General features: G+C 58.9%; 18 protein-coding genes. 9 read left to right on the forward strand and 9 right to left on the reverse strand.

Features of this window, described 5'->3' with window-relative positions; all coding sequences use genetic code 11:
• Positions 1-672: 672 nt before the first annotated feature.
• The gene (locus tag ACZ5D1_RS12325; RefSeq protein WP_464555011.1) at positions 673-1,884 is read left to right on the forward strand and encodes an aminopeptidase; all 1,212 of its coding nucleotides are present in this window, start codon (positions 673-675) and stop codon (positions 1,882-1,884) included.
• A 32-nt stretch (positions 1,885-1,916) separates the two neighbouring features.
• The gene (locus tag ACZ5D1_RS12330) at positions 1,917-2,249 is read left to right on the forward strand and encodes a hypothetical protein (protein WP_464555012.1); all 333 of its coding nucleotides are present in this window, start codon (positions 1,917-1,919) and stop codon (positions 2,247-2,249) included.
• Positions 2,250-2,371: 122 nt separating this feature from the next.
• On the opposite strand, the gene ACZ5D1_RS12335 is transcribed toward ACZ5D1_RS12330, so the two are convergent.
• Positions 2,372-2,728 carry a PilZ domain-containing protein gene (locus ACZ5D1_RS12335; protein WP_011368575.1) on the reverse strand — a complete coding sequence of 119 codons (357 nt, stop codon included), beginning with the start codon at positions 2,726-2,728 and terminating at the stop codon, positions 2,372-2,374.
• Positions 2,729-2,775: 47 nt separating this feature from the next.
• Positions 2,776-3,564 (reverse strand): tetratricopeptide repeat protein, encoded by a 789-nt coding sequence (locus tag ACZ5D1_RS12340; protein ID WP_011368576.1) that lies wholly within the window; start codon positions 3,562-3,564, stop codon positions 2,776-2,778.
• Between the two features lie 196 nt (positions 3,565-3,760).
• Here ACZ5D1_RS12340 and ACZ5D1_RS12345 point away from each other — a divergent pair, with 196 nt between their 5' ends.
• The 4 genes from ACZ5D1_RS12345 (at position 3,761) to ACZ5D1_RS12360 (ending at position 9,018) form a co-directional block, all read left to right on the forward strand.
• Positions 3,761-5,140, forward strand: coding sequence for a sensor histidine kinase (locus tag ACZ5D1_RS12345; protein ID WP_027181872.1), 1,380 nt, complete (start codon positions 3,761-3,763; stop codon positions 5,138-5,140).
• Between the two features lie 306 nt (positions 5,141-5,446).
• Positions 5,447-6,178 carry an amino acid ABC transporter ATP-binding protein gene (locus ACZ5D1_RS12350; RefSeq protein WP_011368578.1) on the forward strand — a complete coding sequence of 244 codons (732 nt, stop codon included), beginning with the start codon at positions 5,447-5,449 and terminating at the stop codon, positions 6,176-6,178.
• A 110-nt stretch (positions 6,179-6,288) separates the two neighbouring features.
• Positions 6,289-7,116 (forward strand): transporter substrate-binding domain-containing protein, encoded by an 828-nt coding sequence (locus tag ACZ5D1_RS12355; RefSeq protein WP_011368579.1) that lies wholly within the window; start codon positions 6,289-6,291, stop codon positions 7,114-7,116.
• Between the two features lie 111 nt (positions 7,117-7,227).
• Positions 7,228-9,018 carry an amino acid ABC transporter permease gene (locus tag ACZ5D1_RS12360; protein ID WP_011368580.1) on the forward strand — a complete coding sequence of 597 codons (1,791 nt, stop codon included), beginning with the start codon at positions 7,228-7,230 and terminating at the stop codon, positions 9,016-9,018.
• A 129-nt stretch (positions 9,019-9,147) separates the two neighbouring features.
• On the opposite strand, the gene ACZ5D1_RS12365 is transcribed toward ACZ5D1_RS12360, so the two are convergent.
• Positions 9,148-10,461 (reverse strand): glycosyltransferase, encoded by a 1,314-nt coding sequence (locus ACZ5D1_RS12365; protein WP_464555014.1) that lies wholly within the window; start codon positions 10,459-10,461, stop codon positions 9,148-9,150.
• Between the two features lie 103 nt (positions 10,462-10,564).
• Positions 10,565-11,746, reverse strand: coding sequence for a formate-dependent phosphoribosylglycinamide formyltransferase (purT, locus tag ACZ5D1_RS12370; protein ID WP_464555015.1), 1,182 nt, complete (start codon positions 11,744-11,746; stop codon positions 10,565-10,567).
• 173 nt (positions 11,747-11,919) lie between these two features.
• On the opposite strand from purT, the gene ACZ5D1_RS12375 reads away from it, so the two are divergent.
• Both ACZ5D1_RS12375 and ACZ5D1_RS12380 read left to right on the forward strand, forming a co-directional pair.
• Entirely contained in the window at positions 11,920-13,173 is a 1,254-nt protein-coding gene (locus ACZ5D1_RS12375; protein WP_464555017.1) for an ABC transporter substrate-binding protein, read from the forward strand.
• Entirely contained in the window at positions 13,170-15,491 is a 2,322-nt protein-coding gene (locus ACZ5D1_RS12380) for a hybrid sensor histidine kinase/response regulator (protein ID WP_464555018.1), read from the forward strand. The genes ACZ5D1_RS12375 and ACZ5D1_RS12380 overlap by 4 nt, the downstream gene beginning before the upstream one ends.
• A 346-nt stretch (positions 15,492-15,837) precedes the next feature.
• Here ACZ5D1_RS12380 and ACZ5D1_RS12385 read toward each other — a convergent pair whose 3' ends face one another.
• Together ACZ5D1_RS12385 and nhaA are read right to left on the reverse strand one after the other, a co-directional pair.
• Positions 15,838-16,410 (reverse strand): hypothetical protein, encoded by a 573-nt coding sequence (locus ACZ5D1_RS12385; protein ID WP_011368585.1) that lies wholly within the window; start codon positions 16,408-16,410, stop codon positions 15,838-15,840.
• Between the two features lie 162 nt (positions 16,411-16,572).
• Positions 16,573-17,925 (reverse strand): Na+/H+ antiporter NhaA, encoded by a 1,353-nt coding sequence (gene nhaA, locus ACZ5D1_RS12390; RefSeq protein ID WP_011368586.1) that lies wholly within the window; start codon positions 17,923-17,925, stop codon positions 16,573-16,575.
• Between the two features lie 260 nt (positions 17,926-18,185).
• Here nhaA and ACZ5D1_RS12395 point away from each other — a divergent pair, with 260 nt between their 5' ends.
• Positions 18,186-19,424 carry a glycosyltransferase family 92 protein gene (locus ACZ5D1_RS12395; RefSeq protein ID WP_455696859.1) on the forward strand — a complete coding sequence of 413 codons (1,239 nt, stop codon included), beginning with the start codon at positions 18,186-18,188 and terminating at the stop codon, positions 19,422-19,424.
• A 91-nt stretch (positions 19,425-19,515) separates the two neighbouring features.
• On the opposite strand, the gene ACZ5D1_RS12400 is transcribed toward ACZ5D1_RS12395, so the two are convergent.
• The 3 genes from ACZ5D1_RS12400 to ACZ5D1_RS12410 all read right to left on the reverse strand — a co-directional run bounded on the left by ACZ5D1_RS12400 (position 19,516) and on the right by ACZ5D1_RS12410 (position 22,372).
• Positions 19,516-21,048 carry a YifB family Mg chelatase-like AAA ATPase gene (locus ACZ5D1_RS12400; protein WP_464555020.1) on the reverse strand — a complete coding sequence of 511 codons (1,533 nt, stop codon included), beginning with the start codon at positions 21,046-21,048 and terminating at the stop codon, positions 19,516-19,518.
• A 136-nt stretch (positions 21,049-21,184) separates the two neighbouring features.
• Positions 21,185-22,081 carry a YitT family protein gene (locus ACZ5D1_RS12405; protein WP_011368614.1) on the reverse strand — a complete coding sequence of 299 codons (897 nt, stop codon included), beginning with the start codon at positions 22,079-22,081 and terminating at the stop codon, positions 21,185-21,187.
• 120 nt (positions 22,082-22,201) lie between these two features.
• Positions 22,202-22,372 (reverse strand): hypothetical protein, encoded by a 171-nt coding sequence (locus tag ACZ5D1_RS12410; protein WP_155891409.1) that lies wholly within the window; start codon positions 22,370-22,372, stop codon positions 22,202-22,204.
• Between the last annotated feature and the right edge of the window lie 335 nt (positions 22,373-22,707).

Here is a 22,707-nt window from a genome sequence, read left to right on the forward strand (position 1 = left end):
CCTGTCATACCGGACACAGCGGACATACCGGCAATAGCGGGCACAGCACACCGCCTGCCAACGCCTACAGGGCAGGCACTCCGGCCGCCCCCGATCCGCCACGGCGGAACACGCGCTAGCAGAGTATGCTCCACGCTGTTCCGCATTCTCAGCGCCGGACTCATCTCCGAAGACGATGTCATGCGGAATCACCTGCTGTCACATTCCCTCCGCTATTTTTTGAGCGCCTTGCATATCATAGGAAACCGGAAAGCATTTTTCTGCGCAACAGGGCTTGACGTCCACCGTCTGCCGGAGTAGGAATCTCTTCACTGTTTGCACAAACAAACAGCGTGATACCTTCTTCCTTTGCGGGTTATGATACCCGCGATGCTACTGTGTGTGCCGTGTGGCGCCGGGGCGGGTGTGCCGCCCCGGCAACGCGCAGCAGGCCGTCAACATCATGCAATCACTTCCGGTCGTACAGAACGGAAACGATATACAGCGCAAACGCTCTGCAACTGCCTGCATGCCGCGAACCTTCCGCTCGCGGCATGCTCTTTTTTTACTCTCTGCCTTTGTGTGGGGTGCCGGTTCGCGGTGCTGGCAGCCGGCTGCTTCGTCCGGTCAGGCATTTTCAAAAGACTTGCCCTCCGGCGCGGCATGACGCACACTTGCGCCGGAGGCACAATCATGTTCACACCCGTCTTTACCCCCGATGAACTGGAGAAATATGCCGAAGTACTGCTGTGGGGGCTGAAGCGCGGCAAAAAAAGCCCGCTGGCCAAAAGCAGCTTCATACTTGTGCGGTACCACCTGCCCGCGCTGCCGCTGGCGGAAGAACTGTGCGCGCTTCTCCACGACGAAGGCATGATTCCCGTACCGCGCATGCTGCCTACCCCGCGCATGGAACGTGACCTGTACACCAAAGCCAACAACAAGCGGCTTACCACGCTCATCCCCGGCGAGCGCGACCTGCACAATCACCTGCACGGCACCATATCACTGCTTGCACCGCAATCGCTTACGCACCTTTCCGGCGTAGAACCGGAACGGCTTGCCATGCACCAGCAGTCGCGTCAGCCTGTTCAGCACATAACACGCACCCGCGAAGAAATGGGGGCCTTCGGCTGGACTTTGTGCGTCTATCCCACCGAGGCACAGGCACAGGCCGCGGGCCTTTCGCTGGCAGAGTATGCACACGAAATCAAAAACGCCTGCCTGCTTACCGAAGGCGATCCGGTGCAGTCATGGCGCATGCTTGCCCGTCATGCCGAAGACATCCGCAACTGGCTGAACAGCATGGACATGGTCAGTCTGCGCACGGAATCCGATTCGGTCGATCTGCTTGTGACTCTGGGAGAACGCAGGGTGTGGGCGGGCATCACGGGGCGGAACATCCCCAGCTTCGAGATGTATGTCTCGCCCGACTGCAGGGGCACCGAAGGGGTGTATTACGCCGACCTGCCCTCCTACCGGTCGGGCAACATTGTCAAAGGCATCAGACTTGAGTTCAAAGGCGGACGGGTGACGTCACTGACAGCCGAAGAAGGACACAGTTTTGCTGTTGAGCAGGTGAACAGTGATCCCGGTGCCGCCCTGCTGGGAGAATATGCACTGGTGGACAGACGTTTTTCGCGCATCGGCAGATTCATGGCCAATACGCTGTATGACGAAAACCACGGCGGGCGGCACGGTTCCATGCATATCGCTCTCGGCCAGTCATACAGCAACACCTTTGACGGTCCGCCGGAAGACCTTACCCCCGGACTGCGGTGCAGTTTCGGCTTCAACACGTCCACCCTGCACTGGGATATGGTCAACACAGAATCAAAACGCGTCACCGCCCTGCTGCGCAGCGGTGAAAAACGCACCATTTACGAAAACGGACGCTTCACCCTTTAGCCGCTGCCCCGCCGGAGCGCTGCCATACCGCCATGCAACATATTCTTATCAAAGTTTACGGGCATATCTCGCCCGCCGGAGAAGCCCTTGAATGCGCCCTGCGCAACGAACAGCCGCAGAAGGAAGACGGCACCGAAGTGCTGGAACGCAACGGCGATATGCTGCTGATTTCCTACGAAGGCATGTACTATCCCATTGAAGAGGTGGTGGACATTGTCAGGCAGGCGCTGCAGCCCGCAACGGAAGGCAAGATAGACTACATAGATATGGATGCATGGACGCTGACCCGCTACACCATCAGCGCCGGAACCATGACCGAGGCCACCCGCAGCCTGAATCACGTCATGGCATATTCCGGCCACTGATGCCGCGCACACGCCCCCCGTGCGGGCAGAGCCGTCCGCCGCAACAGCAGGCGGTGCGGTTTCTGACGGCGTACACCATCGGGCACGGCTTTCCGGCGTGCCTGCACTCTGCCGCGGAAGGACTATACAGATGCTTCCACAAGACGCTGCAGTTCCTGCCGGGTAAGGTTCAGCCGCGCATCAAACTGCAGGCCGCACAGCCCGCCATCCAGCCACATGACACTGGCAGACAGCGGAGCAGCGGTTCCGGCCGGAAAAGGCCAGTCTTCGAGCAGTACGCCGCAACCGGCGCACAGCCACGACGGTGCGGTCTGACCGGGCGCCAGCCGCAGCCGCACACCGCCCAGACTCACGTCGTCCAGCATGACCATAATGGTATGCTCTTCATGCCGCACAGTGGCAAACACGGGGGCATCCAGCGGAATCCGCTCTTCTAGCCGGCGCTCGTCTCCGGCCGGTTTATATCCGCTACACTCCATAAATTCTCCTCCGTGGCCTCTGTCCGCAGGCAAAGACCGGCGCATGTTCAGCCATTCTGTTCCGCAGCCTGCAGAAACGAAAGAAATCTGCCGGCCATTTCCAGCCGCGGATTAATTTCCAGCGCACGCTCCAGACAATGCTTTGCCTCCTGCACGCTGTCCGACTCGAACAATGCCCGGGCCAGATTGAAAAGGATATGATCATCTTCACGCAGTGCCAGTGCCTGACGGTAAATTTCAATGGCCCGTGCATGGTTGCCGCGCTTGCGGCAGGCTATGGCACACGCCGCGGCACAGCGCAGATGCCCCGAAAGCAGTTGCCCGCTGTCAACCAGTGAACACAGCGCGGCATGCAGCCCCTGATGCCGCAGCACGGCGGTATCACAGGCCACGGCAGGCACTGCGGGCAGCAACTCGTGCCGCATGACGGCCAGCATGCCGGAAACCAGCAGCTGTTCGTCGTTGTCCAGCCATTCCTGCGGGCAGGGAGCAACCTCTATAACAGCCGCCCCGTGCCGGTACAGCTTGTCCACGGCACCCGCGCGCGCACTCTCGGCTGCCATTTTGCGCAGTATGCCTGCAGCCACCGTCTGAATACGTTTCAGCGGCGCGCCCAGTTCCGGACGGTAGTTTTCCAGCAGGTCGTCTTCATCCACAGGATGCAGGTACCCGCTGGGCATACCGCAGGCGCACAAAGGCTGTCCCGTCAGACGGCCCTGCGCTCCGCGCATGACAAAAACCAGCACGGGATCGTCGTCCATAGCCACGCAGCCGGTTTTCCCGCCCCGCGCGGCTGTCAGGTCCAGTGCATATATTCCCAGCACCGCAGCGTTCATTCCACCCCCTTGTTCCACCGTGCCATACCCCCGCAACGGCTGTTCTTTTGTTACGTTTTGCAGCAGCCACAAGTCAATGAAACACCGCGATGTGCACCGCACGGATATGTATTTTTTGCAAACAGTTGGCGCGGAGAAAAAAATGGGGCATATTTTTAAAAAACATCCAGCGCAACCGAACCGTGACGGGGAAGCGATGAACACCATGAATCTGCCCAGAGATGCCGAGGTGAACTGCGACAAACAGCACTTCGAGCATGTGCGTCAGCGCATCGACTCCAAAATGCGGGACTATGAACGCTATGGCTTCAGCACCCACCAGACGCGGGCATTCAATGTGTTCTTTGACCTTGCGCAGGAATTTGAAACCGTGGAAGAGGTCTACAGCCTTGCCGTTCTGGTGCTCAAATCATTCTTTGCAGTGGAATCGGCGCTGTTCATAGCCGATTCCGCCGGCAAACTGGTGCTGCGCTGCTGCTCTCAGGGGCCTGCCTGCGGCGTTAACGCGGCCGATGTGGACCAGCTTTCGCCCGACGACGGCCCGCGGGTGATAAAAAACCACCTGTGCCTGCCCGTACGCGGCAAAACATCCGCTTCTCCGGCGCCTTCTTCTCCGCTTGCAGGGGGCAGACTGGGGGTGCTTGTCATCCTGCCCGCTGACGGCGCCCCCCCTCCGGAACAGCTGTATTACGAAAAATTTGCAAACCGGCTGGGATTTCAGCTGCACAACAAGCTGCTGTTCATGAAAAACAGCGAGCACATACGCTTCATCAACAGTCTGGTGCACGACATCGGCCATAATGTCATTGTGCCCAACATGTACTTCAAGCTGCTGTTCCGCCAGCTGGACGGCAAGATTCACGCCCTTTCCGAAGCCCTGAATGAAATGGCGGGCCAGCGCATGGCAGGATCCGGCCAGTCGGACGCCTTTCGCAAACTGAGCTATGTGCACGACAGGCTGAGCGAGCAGTACAAAGAAATTTACAGGCATTTCCAGCAGACCAGTCTTTTTCTGGAAACGTTGCTGCGCCAGAGTCATTTTGAAAAAGGGCACTATGTGCTGCAGCGCACACTTTTCGACCTGCACAGCCGCATTGTCACCCCGCAGGTGGAGCGCTTCCGCAGCCGGTTCGGCGAAAAAGACATAGCCATCTTTCAGGAAGCCGAAACAGGCGGCACTCCGCTTATGATTCCCGCTGACATGGGGCTTATAAGTCAGGTACTGGCCAATCTGCTTTCCAATGCCGTCAAATACGCCCGCCCGCCTCAGGCTGCCGACCGCCCTGCGCGGTATGTCCGCTGCAGAGTCAGCCGCGTTCCCGACCATTTCGGCCCGGGAAAAGACGGTGCGCGCGTGGATGTTTTCACCACCGGCCCCGCCATAGGCGCCTCCGATGTGCCCAACCTGTTCACTGCAGACTTTCGCGGCAACAATACCGACCACGAATACGGTACCGGCCACGGACTTTTTTTTGTCCGCGAAATTGTAGACCTGCACGACGGCGAGACCGGATACGAGCCGTGGCCCGACGGTAACAATTTCTATTTCATCCTTCCCTGCGCAACAGCAGACTGATTTTTACAACACTGTTCATCTGACAGGGTAAAAGCAGCTTCCCCGACCCCTTTCTGCCTTCTTTTGCCGCCCGGTGCGGCCGCTGTGTGCCCGGCCATTCATTGATCGCGCACACAGCGCCTTGTCTTTACTGAATTTCCCCATAAATATTTCGCACCTGCAAAGTGATAACAAATTTGTAATTCAGGCTCATGACTTCTTGCCCAAGGGCCGCGTTTTTGCTACTCGCTTTGAGCGGGGAACATTTTTTCCTCTCCATTCCGTGAAGGGCCAGAGGCTTCTTCCATTCAATACAGGGAGTATTACGTGATCCGGTTTGACCATGTGCACAAGTGGTTCGACAGCGGGCTGCATGTGCTCAAAGATATCAACCTGCACATCAACAAAGGCGAAGTCGTGGTCATCTGCGGGCCTTCCGGGTCCGGCAAGTCAACGCTCATACGCTGCATCAATAAACTGGAACCCGTGCAGAAGGGTGACATAATTGTCGACGGCATGAACATGAGCGATCCGCGGGTGAATCTGACGCTGCTGCGGGCCGAGGTGGGTTTTGTTTTTCAGCAGTTCAATCTGTATCCGCACATGACCGTGCTGGAAAACGTTACACTGGCGCCCCAGCTGGTGCGCGGCATTCCCAGAGCCGAAGCAGAACGCACAGCCATGGAACTGCTTGAAAAAGTGAACATTCCCGACAAGGCCAATGCCTATCCGGGGCAGCTTTCCGGCGGTCAGCAGCAGCGCGTGGCCATTGCCCGCGGGCTGGCCATGAAACCCAAGATAATGCTGTTTGACGAGCCCACCTCCGCCCTTGATCCGGAGATGATCAACGAGGTGCTGGACGTGATGAAAACACTGGCACGCGAGGGTATGACCATGGTGTGTGTCACCCACGAAATGGGCTTTGCCCGTGAAGTGGCTGACAGGGTCATATTCATGGATTACGGCGTACTGGTGGAAGAAAACACGCCGGAAGAGTTTTTCAGCAATCCCCGTCATGAACGGTCCAGGGAGTTTCTGAGCAAAATCCTTGCGCACTAGCAATACGTGATTCACCCCGTCCGCGCCGGTGCGGCGGGGTTTTCGCATTACCACGACGGCACGGCATGCCCGTCCGCCGCACAGGGAATCCAAACAGGGAGTTATTCAACATGCGTATGGCGAAAATTGTCGCTCTGGCAGTGGCTATGACCATGTTTGTCGCATCGGCGGCCTTTGCAGGCCCCGTATACGACAAAATCATGCAGACCAAAAAAGTGCGGGTCGGCATCATGACCGACTCCATCCCCGGCGCCTTTTACAACGAAAAAGGTGAATGGGTCGGCTTTGACTACGACATAGCCACTGAAGTGGCCAAGCGGATGGGTGTGGAAATCGACCGCGTGGCAGTAAACAACCAGACCCGTATTTCGTTTCTGCAGCAGGGCCGCATTGACATTTCCGTGGCCAACATGACGCACACCCGCGAACGTGACAAATCAATCGATTTTTCAATCACCTACTTCTTTGACGGCCAGAAAGTGCTGGCAAAAAAAGGGCAGTTCACCTCGCTTAACGACATGGTCGGCAAAAAAATAGCCACCATGCAGGGCACCACGTCGGAACTGAACCTGAAAGCAGCGCTGAAGGCAGCCGGTGATCCTGACTACGACAAAAACGTAATTTCCTACCAGAAGGAATCACAGTGCTTTCAGGCACTGCAGTCCGGCCGCGTGGCAGGCTGGTCCACCGACGCCACCATTCTGCTGGGTTATGCATCCAAAACCCCCGGCGCCTACGAACTGGTGGGAGATTTCCTGAGCGACGAACCCTACGGCATGGGTCTGCCGCAGGATGATTCGGCCCTGCGTGACGCCGTCAACATGGCCATTCAGGACATGTGGCGCGACGGCACCTACATGGAAATCTACAACAAGTGGTACGGCCCCGGCACCCCCTTTGAAATGCCCATGAGCGATCAGATCGAGCTGTGGCCGTAGCCTCTGCGGCGCCGCATCCCGATTAATGTTCAGCGCAAGCCCGGCATGCCGGGCTTGCGCAGCTTTCAAGGCTAACGGAAGGCTGCCCTTCCCCAACGTTCCGGCGACACCATGCTACGATACTGGCTTGATAAAACATGGGTGCAATACACCCTGCTGTGCACCACGACACTGCTCGGCATCTATTATTTCGGATGGGTCTTCAACTTCGGCTACCAGTTCGAATGGTCGGTTCTGTACACGCAGAACGAAACATACAAGCTCAATCTGGGCGCGGAGATGCTCCGCGGGCTGGTAACCACCGTCAACATTTCGCTTATCAGTTCGGCGCTGGCGCTGGGGCTGGGAACAATGCTCGGGCTGGCCCGCCTGTCCGCTTTCAGACCGCTGCGTATTTCCGCATCCGTTGTGGTGGAATTTTTCCGCAACACCCCTCTGCTGGTACAGCTTTTTTTCTGGTATTTCGCTTTTCCCAACGTGCTGCCCGAAGCGGCCCGCCAATGGGTTTTTGAGCAGAATTTTGAATTCTGGTGCGCCGTATCGGCACTGGGCGTATATACAGGCTCTTTCATGGCCGAAGTCATCCGGGCCGGCCTGCAATCCATTCCCAAAGGGCTTCTTGAAGCCGCTTACTCTTCGGGACTCAGCTATTTTCAGGTGCTCACACGCATCATTCTGCCGCTGGCCTTCCGCACCATTATTCCGCCGCTGGGCAGCGAGTTTCTGAACAACATGAAAAACTCCTCGCTGGCCATGGTCATCGGCGTTGCCGAACTCACATGGCACTCACAGCAGGTTCAGTCACTGACGTTCAGAGGCTTTGAAGCCACCACCGCGGCCACGGTGCTCTATCTGTCTCTCTCGCTCATCATCTCGTTCATCATGAACGGGGTGAACGGCAAGCTGCGTCTGGATACCATGCAGGGCCGCAGTGTTTCCGTAATGTTCATCAACGCGCTGCTGGCACCTCTTGCCGCGCTGCGCAACCTGCTGTACCGGCCCGTGCGCAGCGCCCTGAACGCGCGCCGCGCAGGCCGCCGCGCAGGGGGGCTTGCCCCCAGAGTCAGCGCATGGCGTGCGGCTGCAGTCAGGGCCCGCAGCATGCTTGTACTTTCACTCAAGGGAGCATATCTGGCGCTGCTGGCGGGCCTGCTGTACACGGCAGTCCGGGGGCTGATGGGATTCGAGTGGAGCGTCATTGCCGACAACATCAGCGCACTGCTTATCTGGCATTTTCCAAACGGCTCAGAAAACGAAATATTCATGGGTCTTGGCGGCCTTGCCAGCTCGCTGCTCATGGCGCTCATCGCCATTTCCGTCAGCTTTTTCATCGGTCTGGCTGTGGGGCTGGGCAGGTGCGCCCGCAACAGAATATTCAGGCTCCCCTGTCTTGTGTACATCGAAATAATCCGCGGCAACCCGCTGATCATCGTCATTTTCTGGATTTACTTTTTCCTGCCGGTGGTGTTCGGCGCATATTTTGATGTGTTCTGGTCGGCAACCATCGCCCTGACCGTATTCACCGGTGCGTATCTGGCAGAAATAGTGCGCGCCGGCGTGCAGAACATACCTGCAGGTCAGGTGGAGGCCGCCTACTCCACTGGGCTTAGCTATTTTCAGACCATGCGCAGAATTGTACTGCCGCAGGCACTCAAACAGATGATTCCCGCCATTGTCGGCCAGTTCATCGCCATCTTCAAGGATACGTCGCTGGCTTTTGTCATCGGCGTGCTTGAACTGACCTTTGTGGCACAGGGGCTGGATAACAGGCTCATGGTCTATCCTTTTGAAATATGGACAACCGTGGCAGTGCTCTATTTTGTCTGCTGCTATGCCATGTCGGTATACGCCGCGCGGCTGGAACGCAGACTGAGCCCGGAAAAAGTCAATCTGGTCATGTAGGCCTGCTGCGGCAGTATGTACTGCCCGTATCCGCACCGACAGAAAAGAAAAAGGCGCCCTGTGAAAACGGGGCGCCTGCCTGTATGGCAGATCAGCCTGCACAATTTACGGAAAGCCGGTGCCCGCACCTCACCCCCGCCCTGCGGAAACCGGCAGCAGGCCGTCCAGCGCAGGTTTTCCTTCTGCAAGATTATGCAGCATGCGCAGCTGGGCAGGCAGAGTGCGCGCAAGAGCGTAGCGCCCTGTCACGGTTTCCCGCGCGCGTGCACGCACCGGCGCCAGATCATCCAGCCGGTCAAGGCATGCGCACACCGTATCGGCCAGAGCCTGCGGAGCGAAAAAAGGCACCAGAAAACCGTTTTCGCCGTGGGTCAGCACCTCGCGCACAGGCTGCGTGTCCGATCCGACAAGCAACGCTCCGCAGCTCATGGCTTCCAGCATTGACCACGACAGCACAAAAGGCCGTGTCAGGTACATATGCACATCGGAAGCCTGCAACACCGTTTTGTACACGCCGTACGGCAGTGCGCCGGTAAAATGAATCCGCCGCTCCACAGCTTCTCCGGCGGGCATCAGCGGCGCTATCCGCTCCAGCATGACCTGTTTCCAGCCGCTACCCGACGGCGGCCGCCTGCCGTAACACACGCGGTCTTCACCCACCATAAGCACATGAACATCCGGATTGTGCGCCACGATGGCGGGCAGAGCTTCCATAACCTGCACAAAGCCCCGGTAAGGCTCCATGCCCCGCCCCGCCCATGTGACAAGGCGTGTGCGCGGCGTCCACGCCACACCCAGCCCGCGCAGCAGTGCGGCCGCGGTCTGCGCTTTATCGGCGGCAGGGATAAAAAATCCCGTGTCCACACCGTCATGCAGCACGCTCATGCGCGCTCTGGCCACGGCAGGAAACTGCGACGCCTGCCAGCGGGTCGGGGTATAGCTCCAGTCGCACTCCGCCGCATCGTTGAGAATGACAGCATTGCGGGTGCGCAGCGCCAGACGCATGGCATCCGTGACCGGCTCCTGCGGGTCAAAGCCCACATCGGCTCCCGCGGCGTTGTAATACCATTCAAAATAAGACAGCAGCCGTGCCTGAGGAAAAGCGTCGCGCAAAAAATATGAACTGCCCCATCCCGAGTGGGCCACCATGACATCGGGCTCGAAGCCTTCTGCACGCAACGCCCTGCAGGCGCTGAAAACCCCGCTTCCCACAGCGGTACACCGTGCGAAATACGCCCCCGTTCCCTGCTGCGGCAACGCTCCGCCGCAGGAATCCGGCGCATAACGCACCGTGCGCACACCGGGAATAGACCAGTCGCGACGCGGGGCAGCGGTAAGAAAAACCACCTCGTGCCGGTGCTCGGCCCGTCCCAGTGCGGCTGCCATATGGCGGAACTGGGCCGGAAAATTGGGATGAACGAACAATATCTTCATACGCACCATGTACCGCACGGCTCCTGCCGCGTCAGTAACATTTGTGCCGCACAAAGCACGGCATAACGCAAAACGCCCGCGCGGCTGCGCGGGCGTTCCGGAACAATGCGGATTACAGCATGACCTTGACGGCGTCTGAAACGCGGCACGCCTTTTCCACAGCCTGCTCCACTGTTTCGCCCAGAGCCAGAGCCACCCCCATGCGTCTGCGGCCCTGCACTTCCGGCTTGCCGAACAGCAGCAGAGAAGTATCCGGCTCGCCGAGCGCTTCCTGCAGATTACCGAAGCGGGTCCGGGCAGAACTGCCTTCTGCCAGAATAACGCTGGATGCAGCGGGCCCGTACTGGCGGATGACCGGCACCGGCAGCCCCAGAACGGCACGCACATGCAGCGCAAATTCCGAAAGATTCTGAGAAGCTATCGTAACAAGCCCTGTATCATGAGGCCGCGGGGACACCTCGCTGAACCAGACGGTATCACCTTTGATGAACAGCTCCACCCCGAACAGTCCGTAACCGCCCAGCGCCTGTGTCACGGCCTGCGCCATATGCCGGGCCTGCTCCAGCGCGGCCGCGCTCATGGGTTGCGGCTGCCACGACTGACGGTAGTCTCCGTCTTCCTGCCTGTGGCCGATGGGCTCGCAGAAAGAAGTACCGTTGCAGTGCCGCACGGTAAGCAGTGTGATCTCGTAATCAAAATCGACGAATGATTCGACGATGACCCGTCCGCCGCCGGCTCTGCCGCCGGACTGGGCATACGCCCACGCATCTGCGATGTCATCCGCACTGCGCACCACGCTCTGGCCTTTGCCCGAAGAGCTCATGACCGGCTTGACCACACAGGGCATGCCCAGCTCCTCCACTGCGCGGCGGTATTCATCTTCTGTCTGCGCAAAGCGGTACGGGGAAGTTCTGAGTCCCAGCTCTTCCGCAGCCAGACGGCGTATGCCTTCTCTGTTCATGGTCAGGCGGGCGGCGCGGGCCGTCGGCACCACGGTAAGAGAATCACTTTCCAGTTCTTCCAGCACGTCCGTGGCGATGGCCTCTATCTCCGGCACCACAAAGTCAGGGCGTTCTTCGGCAATAAGCCGCCGCAACGCATCCGCGTCCAGCATGGAAATAACGTGCGAGCGGTGGGCCACCTGCATGGCGGGAGCACCGGCATAGCGGTCCACCGCCACAACTTCCGCTCCCAGCCGCATTGCCTCAATGGCGACCTCTTTGCCCAGCTCGCCGGAGCCGAGCAGCATTATTCTGGTTCTAACAGGACTTAAAGGGGTACCGATGACTGTCATGGCAAAGCTCCTGAGTTGCGGGTGTATGCTGCGGAATATTGATAAAAAACATTGTGGCGCAAAGCTGCTGCGCTCATTTGGCATACTCCACCGGTCAAGGCAAGTATCTAACCCTCTTGCCTGATTCCGCCATTGCATGTATTAAGAATGATTCTTTTTTGTGGGGAGTGACAATGGGGGGACGCAGTACGGTATATTCTGTCCGGTACAGGGCCGCAGATGTTCTGACGGCAGCCCTGCTGGCTGTGCTGTGCCTTGCGGCTGCTCTTCCGGCCTTTGCCGGCGGCAGACAGGGTCCGGCAGTGCTGGGCATAGCCGCCGTATCCCCCGTGACCGACCCCGCCGAAGTATCTTTCCAGCACGGAGTGCGTGTTGCCGTGGCCGTGTTCAACTCTCTGGGCGGACTCATGGGGCAGCCGATACGCACCGTGCTCATTCCGCTGGGGTCTTCTCCGCTGGAAGCACGCCATGCCGCCAGACAACTGGTGCATACACCGCCGCTGGGCATCATCGGGCCGTCTGCCAGCACGCAGGCCCTTGCCATGGCCGAAGTGCTGGACCGCGCGCGTATACCCACCATCACGCCTTCGGCATCCCACCCGCTTGTCATCCGCGGCAGGCCGTACATTTTCCGCATCTGCAACGGCGACACAGCCAACGCCAACGCCATGGCGCGGTTCATCACGCGGCATCTGGGACTTTCACGCGTGGCCATCATAACCAACATCAGCAGCGATTACAGCATTTCCATGTCGGAATCGTTTGTGGATGAAGCCATCAGGCAGGGCGGTGAAGTCGTCTGGCGGGGACAATATCTGGACCGTCAGCAGGATTTTTCCGTCATTATACACCAGTTGCTGCGGCTGAAGCCGGAATGCGTCTTCCTGCCCGACTTCATGCGTTCCAGCGGACTGTTCATTCAGCAGGCCGCCGGCATGGGGCTGAAGACAGTATTTGCAGGGGGCGATGCATGGGACGCCACCCTGCCCCGCTACGCGGCCGCCGCTGCGGAAAATGCCTATTATATGGCACAATGGATACCCGAAGAACCGGCCGGTGCCGCAAAAAATCATCATGACCGGTGCCGCGGGCATATCACTCCCATGCGTGCATTCTGCAAGGCACCGTGGCTGCTGGCCCGCACCCATGCCTTGCGTTATCTGGGCAGAGACTTTGCCGGCAGTCTGGAAGCGCTGGGCTACGATGCGGCCTGTGTGCTGCTGGCCGCCGCCCGCCGTGCGGGTTCGTGCGACCCGCGCGCGGTGCGCGAAGCTCTGGCGCAGACTTACTGGCACGGGCTGACCGGTCCGCTGCACTTTGACGCCGACGGTGCACCGCCCCCCGGACCTGTTCATATCCTGCAGCTGCGCAACGGTTCGGCCCGGCCGGTACAGACTGTCACGCTTTCCCCGCGGGAGGCTCAATGAACCGAACCCCTCTCAAACGCAGATTCACCGTCACCCTCATGCTGTTCACCCTGCTGTGCTGTGCTCTGTACACTGTGACGGCAAGCAGTTTCATACATTATCACAACGCCCAGATAACCTCCCGCACCGAGCGGCTGCTGCATGCTCTTGTGCTCCAGCGCGAAAATGATCTGGCAAATCAGATTTTCGTGGGACACATCCGCGCGCTGCGCAGCACCGCTGCCGACCTGCAGGAAACCGACGATGTTTATTCCATCACCGTGTACGACAAATCAGGTAAACCGCTCATACATACCCGCCCCGAACGCCCGCTGCCTCTCACCGGTGCCGAGATGGCCATCCTTGCACAGGGCGATGTGGATGCGCGCGGAACAGAAAACGGTGTCCCGCTGCTTTATCATACTTCGGCACTTATGGTCATAGGCGAACTGCAGGGATTTGTAACCGTAGCCTACGACCTGTCGCATGTACGGCGCGACACCATACTGCTGTCGGCCATGCTTACAATCCTGCTGCTGGGCACAGTGATTGCCGCGGGCATGGTGTGCAGTCATTTCATTACGCAGCACATACGCCGGCCGCTCACAGCCCTGCGCGATGCCATGCACCGGGCACGCAGCGGCGAACTGCAGCACCGCGCCCCCATCGAAGCACAGGACGAAGTGGGCCGGCTGGCGGAATCATTCAACGCCATGGTAGCCACACTGCAACGCAACGAATCGTCACTGCGGCACGCCCAGACCATATACAGAGATATCTTTGAAAACGCGCTGGAAGGTATTTTCCAGATCACAGGCCGCGGTTATCTGATTAACGCCAACCCCGCCCTTGCACGCATGCTGGGATATTCTTCAGTAATGGAGCTGCTGGCCGAACGCGGCACAACCCCGCTTAAATCGCTGGTCAACAGACGCGATCTGGCCCGCATGCTGCGGATGCTGCGCGCAAAGGGAGCAGTGGACGGGTACGAAACCCGGGTCTACACCAAAGGCGGCGGTATCACGTGGATATCTGTTTCGGCGCGCACCATTGCAAAAGAAGAAACCGGCCAGCCGGAATCATTCCGCTACGAAGGGTTTGTCAAAGACATCACCGAACACAGACGCCTGCGCGAACTGGAGCAGACCCGCACCGCCATGATAGAAGCCGACAAGGCAAAGAGTGATTTTCTGGCGCACATGAGCCACGAAATACGCACCCCTATGAACTCGGTACTGGGCATGGCCGAGCAGATGCTGCGCACGCCGCTTTCGGCAGAACAGAAAGAATGTATGGATGTGCTGAAAAATTCCGGTGAATCGCTGCTGCACCTGATAAACGACATACTGGATCTTACACGGGTGGAAGGCGGCCAGCTGGCACTGGCCAGTGCGCCTTTTACCGTGCATGCCGTGGTATACGGCGTGCGTGACATGCTCTCGCTGCAGGCCCGTCAGAAAAACATTCTGCTGGCCGCGACCATTGCTCCCGATGTGCGCAAAAACCATATGGGCGATGCCCAGCGTCTGCAGCAGATACTGGTGAACCTGCTGGGCAACGCGGTCAAGTTTACCGACAACGGTGAAGTTTCACTGCATGTCAGCCGTGCTCCCGATGCCGTGCACGACGGAGAGCTGCTCTTCACGGTCCGGGACACAGGCATAGGCATAACCCCTGCCGAACAGAGCAGACTTTTTCAAAAATTTTCGCAGGCTTCCACAGCAATCCACAGCCGCTACGGCGGTTCGGGGCTCGGGCTTGCCATATCCAGACACCTTGTGGACCTTATGGGCGGAACCATAAGACTGGAAAGCGAACCCGGGGTGGGGACAACCGTCACCTTTACCGCCCGCTTTGCAGCCGTGCCGGAAGAAACAGCACGGACCGGCCATGAGGCGGAACAGCCGGATACCGCCGGCGACGACGCAACCGCGCTGCCAGCCCTGACCGTGCTGCTGGCCGAAGACACCCCCAGCAACAGGGCCGTGGTACGCATGATGCTGCAGGACACCCCCTGTACCGTCATTGAAGCAGAAGACGGACAGCAGGCACTGCACCTCTTCGGGCAATACGATATCGATGTTGTGCTCATGGACATCAACATGCCTGTGATGGACGGCATGGAAGCCACACGGCAACTGCGCAGGCAGGAACACGGAAGCGGCAGACGCACACCGGTCATAGCGCTGACAGCCAATGCCTTTCAACAGGACATCATCAGATACAGGCAGGCAGGCTGCGACGGCCATCTGGTAAAACCCGTCACACGCAAAGCACTGCTGACTGCGTTGCAGAGCTGTGCGGGCGGCGGTGCCACGCATTCCGGTTCCGGCGCCTAACGGTCAGCCTGTACGCCCCGGGCACCGGCCGGAGGCGCAACCGGCCAGACGCGCACCGGCAGTGCACCCCCTCCCACGGCAACCGCAGCAGCTGTCCGGCGGCCTTCAGACGACAGCGGCACCGGCAGCAGATGGCCGAAGCAGGCGGACTGAAAATAGGGCACCGGCAGCCGCCCGCCATACACGGCCCGAAACCATCGCACGGCATCCGCAGGCAGCTTTCAGGCAAAACGGTATACCGGCCGCGCCACCGCATGTCCGTACGGGCACACAAAGGCCGGTCATACCAGCAGCGTCCCCGCCGAATCCAGCAGCGAAGCCGTTGCGCGAAGCCTGTGCACAGCGTCTACAGCGGTATGAGGCAGCAGCCGCGGCTATGCTCACCGGCGGCGTACAACATTTCCGCGTCTTTCACCAACACTCCGCTCAGACCGGGGCGCTTCCAGCTTTTCAGCCAGCGGGCGATCTGCTTTTCCGTTTTCAGCACGGGAGTGTGAAAATGCTGAGCCGGACGGACATGAGGCAACTGCGGCTCAAGCAATGCCGCCGCATCGGCAAGCAGATTGACCTGCCGCCACACAGGCAGCGGTGCCACCATATCCAGAATGCGGTACTGGCACAGGCTGTCCTTCACCCTTACCAGAATACCGTCCATGGAAGGCAGCGTGCCGGTTTCGGCGGCAATCCTTTCCGCTATCAGCCGCAACTGCGGTTTCAGATGCCCGGCAGCGGTTTCCACCACGCCTTCGGCGGTAAGGCATTCGTCAGTCCGGGCATCCCACAGCACCCTTGTGCCCATGTAGACCCCGCAATGAAACGTGCCGCCCAGATTTCCGCCCCGGGCGGCCATGAAATCTTCCAGCCGCTCAGCGGCATACATGGGCCTGAGGCCGCTGGCAGCCATTGTTGCTATATGCATGGTACTGTCTTCCTTATGGCAGAATGTGTCACCGGACTGTATCCGCAGCAGGCCCGCCGCGCAAGGCGTACCGGCGCGGGGCACCGGTCTTCCGCACCGGTCTGACCGGCGGCAGACACAAAAAAAGGGCGCGTTGCCGCGCCCTTCATAACCAGGAGGATACTAAGCCTTTTCAGGCTCGCGACCGCGCAGCAGCACACGCATCAGCATATACCCGCCGAAACCGGCCACAAACGAGGCACAAAGAATACTCATCTTGGCGGCCTCAATATGTGCAGGGTCTTCAAACGCCAGTGTGGCGATGAAAATGGCCATGGTGAAGCCGATACCGGCAAGCCAGCCGATACCGTAGTACATCCCCAGACCGACACCCTTCGGCAGCTTGGCGATACCGGTCTTTACCAGCAGCCACACCGCCAGCGTGACGCCGCCCTGCTTGCCCAGCAGCAGGCCGAAGAATATGCCGAGGGAAAGCGGTTCAAACAGCATACTCACCATTTCGGCGCTGACGGTGACACCTGCGTTGGCAAGAGCAAAGACAGGCATGATGAACCATGCCACCCACGGATGCAGGGCATGCTCAAGCCGCTGCAAAGGTGTGCCCGCCTTTTCGGTCAGCATTTCCACATGATGTATGGCATGCGATTTATCCTGACTGGCAAGCACAGGCGTATCGCCCTGAAGGGCGTTTTCAAACACGGAAAGCGCCTGACGGGCAGTACCGCGCAGAACAGCCGGTGCCAGTGCGGAGCGGGCCGGTATGGCCATGGCACCCAGCACGCCGGCTATGGTGGCATGCACGCCGGATTTCAGCAGGGCAAACCACAGCACCAGCCCCACAAGCAGGTACGGGGTTACCCTGCGCACGCCCAGCCAGTTGAGCAGCAGCATGACCGCAAACGCCGCAAACCCCAGCATGAGAAAGCTGAACGACAGGTTTGCAGTATAAAAAAATGCGATGACCAGAATGGCACCCAGATCATCCACAATGGCCACTGCCGTAAGAAACACTTTGAGGCTAAGCGGTACACGGTCACCCAGAAGCGAAAGAATACCAAGGGCAAAAGCAATGTCGGTGGCCATGGGCACGCCCCAGCCGCTGGCGGCAGCGGTACCGCCGTTAAGCGCCAGATAAATGCCTGCGGGAACCAGCATGCCGCCTATGGCCGCGGCAATAGGCAGCGCTGCCTGCCTGGGTGATGCCAGTTCACCCGCCAGAATTTCGCGCTTTATCTCCAGTCCGACCACAAAGAAAAATATGGCCATCAGACCGTCGTTGATCCACAGGATAAGAGCTTTGGACAAGGCGTAGTCGCCGAAGCCCACGGTTACTTTATTGCTCCACAGCGCATGGTACGATGCAGAAAAGCCCGAGTTTGCCCATACCAGCGCCAGCACGGTGGCGGCCATCAGCAGAATGCCGCTGGATGCCTCGATGGCAAAGAAACGCCTGAAAGGCGCCAGCAGTTTGTCGATGGGCTGGGGGGCGGCCCCGGGTATGTCGTGGTGTTGCATGTAGAAACCTCCCGTTGGTTGCTTTGATATGACCGGAAACTGGCATAGCCCTTTCTATCCCCCAAGCATCACTACAGAACGAAACAGCACCGTTGTACATGATTCAAATTAAGACAAAAAGAAACGTCGTCGATGATTTTTCCCCGCCTCCGGCAGGCACCGCACAATATACATCTGCCAGCGTACCTGATATAGTCAGCTATAGTCCATACTTCAGCCATCGGGCATGATTCTTTTTTTTGCACCCCGCGGAGCCGTCCATGCCAGACTACCAAGCCGGATTATGCGCCATAGTCAAAGACGAAGACCTGTATCTGGAAGAGTGGCTGCACTATCACCGGCTGCTCGGATTCGAGCATTTCATATTGTTTGATAATGAAAGTGCCCGTCCGTTGCGCGACACGCTGCGGCACCATATCGAATCAGGGCTGGTCACCGTGCATGAGGTTGCCGGCAGAAGCATGCAGATTCCCAGCTACAGGCAATGCCTGCAGCAGCACGGTGCCCGCTTCCGCTGGCTGGCGTTCTTTGATCTCGACGAATTTCTGGTACTGAAAGCCCATCAGGATGTCCGGCTGTTTCTGGCAGAATACAACGACTATGCCGCCGTGGCCCTGCACTGGGTTCCTTTCGGGTCCGGCGGGCACATCGTGCGGCCGCACGGGCTGGTCATCGAAAATTATACCCAGACACTGCGGGATGAACAGAAAAGGCTGCATGTCAAATGCATCGTACGGCCCGACCGCACAACCGATGTCCGCGACCCGCACTGCTTCCGCTTCTGCGCGGGCAGCCACTGCGTGGACGAAAACCGCATGCCCGTCACTAACGCGCTGGCCCCTTTCACCGCCGGCACTGCGCAGCTGAACCACTACCACTATAAATCACAGCAGGATTATGAAGAAAAAATGAACAAAGGAAGGGCGGATAATTTTGCCCTCAGCAGCAGCCGCAGCCTGCAGGAATTTTATGAACAGGCAGCCGAAGACGGCGCAAAGGACTACACGGCACTGCGGCGTGCCCCTCTGGTACATGCCGCGGTCAAAGGACCGCAGACTTCCGCAACGCAGCACATCACCCTGCGGCAGGTTAACGGCATGAAGCTGTATGAAATTGTCGAACACATCAGAGACAGCCTGACCCGCGGTGATGCGGCCGGTGCGCTGCTGTACGTCATTCTGGCCGAAGAGCGCTACGGACAGGTACCTGAATATCTGCATGCCGCCACGCTGGCACTGCTTGCGGCGGGCAGACCCGAAGCCGCTCTTGCCACAGCCTGCACGCTCATACGCGTGCAGCCTTCGGCACCGTCTTACTACCAGCTGTTTCTCACCCAGCTGAAAAACGGACAAAAAGAAGCCGCGGCAGCCACAGGCCTGTACCTGAAGCATACATACGCCATTTTCAACATGCCGCCCGATGCAACGCTGGCTGAACTGCAGCGGCATGACAAAGCGCTGGGGCTGGGCATCTGGCCCGCAGACGCCGCAACCGTCTGACACATGCCACTCCGGTTTCCGGCGGGTGCTTTTTCTTGCTGCCCCGCACAGACCCTGCCTGCATAACAGCCTGTCTCTGAATGATGACCGGTTACAGACGCTGTCTGTCCAGAGTCCGGCAATTGACGGCTTCGGCCAGTCCGGCACAGGTTATGGCATCGTGCCCGGCAAGGTCTGCGATGGTGCGCGCAATGCGCAGAATGCGGGTATAGGCGCGGGCGGAAAGAGCCAGCGCGCTGACCGCTTTTTCCAGAAAGACATGCTCTGCAGAGCCCAGCCGGCAGTATTCTTCCAGCCACCGGCCGGAAAGGTCGGCATTGGTCACACACGGTGTGCCCTGATACCGTTTGTCCTGCCGTTCACGGGCCTGCAGAATGCGCTCGCGCATGGCAGCAGAAGAATCCCCCCTGCCGGTATGGCGCAGGTCATCGTACTGCACGGCAGGCACTTCCACATGCAGATCAATCCGGTCAAGCAAAGGCCCTGAAAGACGCGAACGATAGCGCTGTATCTGAGCCGCCGTGCAATGGCACACATGGCGATCATCGGAAAGATACCCGCAAGGACAGGGGTTCATGGCCGCCACCAGCATAAAATCCGCGGGATAGCTTAACGACAGGGCCGCGCGTGAGATGGTTACCGTGCCGTCTTCCAGCGGCTGACGCATAACCTCCAGCACACTTTTACGAAACTCCGGCAACTCGTCCAGAAACAGCACGCCCCTGTGTGCCATGGAAACTTCGCCCGGACGCGGATGCGTACCGCCACCCACCAGTCCGGGGTCTGATATGGTATGATGCGGGGTGCGGAACGGCCGCTGCGTTACCAGCGCGGTTTCAGCCCCCAGCTGTCCCGCCACGGAATAAATCTTGGTCACCTCCAGCGCCTCGGTAAACGAAAGCGGTGGCAGAACCGTGGGAATACGCTGCGCGAGCATGGTCTTGCCACTGCCGGGAGGGCCGATCATCAGCATATTGTGCGCACCGGCGGCAGCAATTTCGATGGCTCTTTTGGCGTGCTCCTGCCCTTTCACCTCGGCAAAATCCACATGCCAGCTGTCCCCGCGCCGCCACAGGTCAGACGCCGAACACGGTTCGGGCTGCGCCTCGGACCGCCCCGCCGCAAACTCCACAGCCTCGCCCAGAGTCTCCATGCCCCATACTTCCAGCCCTTCCACCACGGCGGCTTCCGCTGCATTGGCCCGCGGCACGATAACACCGCGCGCTCCGGAATCCCGTGCAAGCAGCGTCAGCGGCAGAATGCCCGTAACCGGTTTTATTTCACCCGTCAGCGAAAGTTCACCTGCCACAAACAACCCGTCCAGACGCTGCTGTGGCAGCACACCGGCTGCCACCAGCATGCCCAGTGCCAGCGGCAGGTCATATCCGCTGCCGCCTTTGCGCAATGACGCCGGCGCCAGATTAACCGTTATGCGCGAAGGAGGCAGCTTGTGGCCGGTATTGCGCAGCGCGGCAAAAACACGTTCCTTTGCCTCGCGCACAGCACCTTCCGCCAGCCCCACCATGGAAAAAGACGGCATACCCTGTCTGGCAAGATCAATCTCGATATCCACCCTGAAAGCGTCCACACCCAGCAGGGCGGCGCTGGCTATTCCGGCAAGCATACTTTTTTCTACCCCTCGCGCAAAACACAAAATGCTGTAACATATGGATATTCATACGTACACCAAACTATGGCGGACAACAACTGCGGTGTTGTGCCGCACAAGGTGTTTTTGTCATGGCCCGGCATGCCCTGCTTCAGCCGATGGGCGCGATGTAGTATCCTCTCGAAATGCCTTCCAGATCGTGGTGGTAATAGAAGCAGCCGGGGTCTGCCTGTTCGATGACCTCAACCAGCTGCGGCAGTTCTTCGTAAGTGATGATGGAGCGTACCATCCAGAATACTTCGCCGCTGCGGCCGCCTATGCCCTGCTGCACGGTATAGGTGCGATGGCTGAACGCCGCGCTGATGGCCTGCGTCACAGCTTCATAACGTTGTGTAAGCACCACTGCCATGGTTATCTTGAACTTGCGGTACAGCGTATTCAGCGTCTGGGTGGAAGCAAAAATATAAATGCAGGTGTACATCAACGTATTCACCGCGGTTTCAAAGTCGCCTGTTTTCAGCAGGTCCATAAGCATGCCGAACGAGGTGGAAACAACCGCCGCCACCACAGAGACCGAACCGACAGGCTTAAGAAACTTCATGGCGAAATAGGCACCGGGAATATCTTCGTCGCCGGTGGAACCACGGTTGCGAAAAGCTATGGCCTTGGCCACCCCAGCCAGCAGGCCGCCGAACAGCACCAGAATAATCCGCTCGTTCTGCGGCTCCGGCTGGGCAAAGGTAAGTTCCGGCAGATAAGCAAGCCCCAGCACCACGGTGCCCACCACCAGCAAAGAACGGGTGGCAAAAATCCGGCTTACCCGCACAAAGGCGAACAGCAGCAGCATGGCCTGAAAAACAAGATACAGAATGATAAATAGCTGATAACTTTCAAAATAGTATGAAAGAGCAGAGGCGATTCCCTCCGTGCCTGTCAGAATGACTCTGGAAGGCAGTACAAAATATTTCAGCGCGATGGCATACAGCACTCCTGCCGCCACCGTAAGCGCATATTCCGTCAGCCATACCCGTGGTCCGGTACCCTTCATCCGTGTTCTCCGTATCAGTTATGCCCGTACGGGCGGTAAGCAGCAAAAGAAAGACATAAAAGGCCCGGAAGGTTACCCGTCCGGGCCGCGGCATCCTGCCTTTACCGGCAGGCTAACGCATTATCGTTCACAAAGCCAAATGATAAGGAAAAAGACGCCTGCGGCCGCCGCCAGTCTGAGACCCATGCGCAGCAGTTCGCCCGCGGAGTAACTGCGGGGCGAATAATCGGGCACAGGAAGGGGACCGGACTCCGGAGCGGCTTCAGAAGACGCTTTGTCATTCTGCAGCATAATGCCTCCGTTATCTTCCGTCAGGAAAAAATTCTCCGCCCGTCACGGCCGGAGACGCATTCTCAGTGTCTGAATCACACAGAAAATGCCGGAGGCGCTCTGGGCCGGAAAAGAGAGGAAAAAGCAGAGGAAGAAAGGACACGGGCAGGTGCCGGTACGGCAGATACAAATCCGTACGGGGGCACCGCGCCGGCCAATGAGCAAACCAGCGCGACGCAGGAGAGTTCCGCTGCCGCTCTGATGTCTGTCCGGGGCTTCACGGCCGTAATACCGGCCGCATGATCCATAAACGCCGAAGCCAGAACCGCCGGACCGGAAGAAGCATCAGGCCCGCG

Source organism: Oleidesulfovibrio vietnamensis (assembly GCF_055388115.1).

Excerpts from the sequence above, each read along its gene's own strand:
- ACZ5D1_RS12325 (WP_464555011.1), top strand. The coding sequence starts at position 673 with ATGTTCACACCCGTCTTTACCCCCGATGAACTGGAGAAATATGCCGAA.
- ACZ5D1_RS12330 (WP_464555012.1), top strand. The coding sequence starts at position 1,917 with ATGCAACATATTCTTATCAAAGTTTACGGGCATATCTCGCCCGCCGGA.
- ACZ5D1_RS12335 (WP_011368575.1), bottom strand. The coding sequence starts at position 2,728 with ATGGAGTGTAGCGGATATAAACCGGCCGGAGACGAGCGCCGGCTAGAA.
- ACZ5D1_RS12340 (WP_011368576.1), bottom strand. The coding sequence starts at position 3,564 with ATGAACGCTGCGGTGCTGGGAATATATGCACTGGACCTGACAGCCGCG.
- ACZ5D1_RS12345 (WP_027181872.1), top strand. The coding sequence starts at position 3,761 with ATGAACACCATGAATCTGCCCAGAGATGCCGAGGTGAACTGCGACAAA.
- ACZ5D1_RS12355 (WP_011368579.1), top strand. The coding sequence starts at position 6,289 with ATGCGTATGGCGAAAATTGTCGCTCTGGCAGTGGCTATGACCATGTTT.
- ACZ5D1_RS12360 (WP_011368580.1), top strand. The coding sequence starts at position 7,228 with ATGCTACGATACTGGCTTGATAAAACATGGGTGCAATACACCCTGCTG.
- ACZ5D1_RS12365 (WP_464555014.1), bottom strand. The coding sequence starts at position 10,461 with ATGGTGCGTATGAAGATATTGTTCGTTCATCCCAATTTTCCGGCCCAG.
- purT (WP_464555015.1), bottom strand. The coding sequence starts at position 11,746 with ATGACAGTCATCGGTACCCCTTTAAGTCCTGTTAGAACCAGAATAATG.
- ACZ5D1_RS12375 (WP_464555017.1), top strand. The coding sequence starts at position 11,920 with ATGGGGGGACGCAGTACGGTATATTCTGTCCGGTACAGGGCCGCAGAT.
- ACZ5D1_RS12380 (WP_464555018.1), top strand. The coding sequence starts at position 13,170 with ATGAACCGAACCCCTCTCAAACGCAGATTCACCGTCACCCTCATGCTG.
- ACZ5D1_RS12385 (WP_011368585.1), bottom strand. The coding sequence starts at position 16,410 with ATGCATATAGCAACAATGGCTGCCAGCGGCCTCAGGCCCATGTATGCC.
- nhaA (WP_011368586.1), bottom strand. The coding sequence starts at position 17,925 with ATGCAACACCACGACATACCCGGGGCCGCCCCCCAGCCCATCGACAAA.
- ACZ5D1_RS12395 (WP_455696859.1), top strand. The coding sequence starts at position 18,186 with ATGCCAGACTACCAAGCCGGATTATGCGCCATAGTCAAAGACGAAGAC.
- ACZ5D1_RS12400 (WP_464555020.1), bottom strand. The coding sequence starts at position 21,048 with ATGCTTGCCGGAATAGCCAGCGCCGCCCTGCTGGGTGTGGACGCTTTC.
- ACZ5D1_RS12405 (WP_011368614.1), bottom strand. The coding sequence starts at position 22,081 with ATGAAGGGTACCGGACCACGGGTATGGCTGACGGAATATGCGCTTACG.
- ACZ5D1_RS12410 (WP_155891409.1), bottom strand. The coding sequence starts at position 22,372 with ATGCTGCAGAATGACAAAGCGTCTTCTGAAGCCGCTCCGGAGTCCGGT.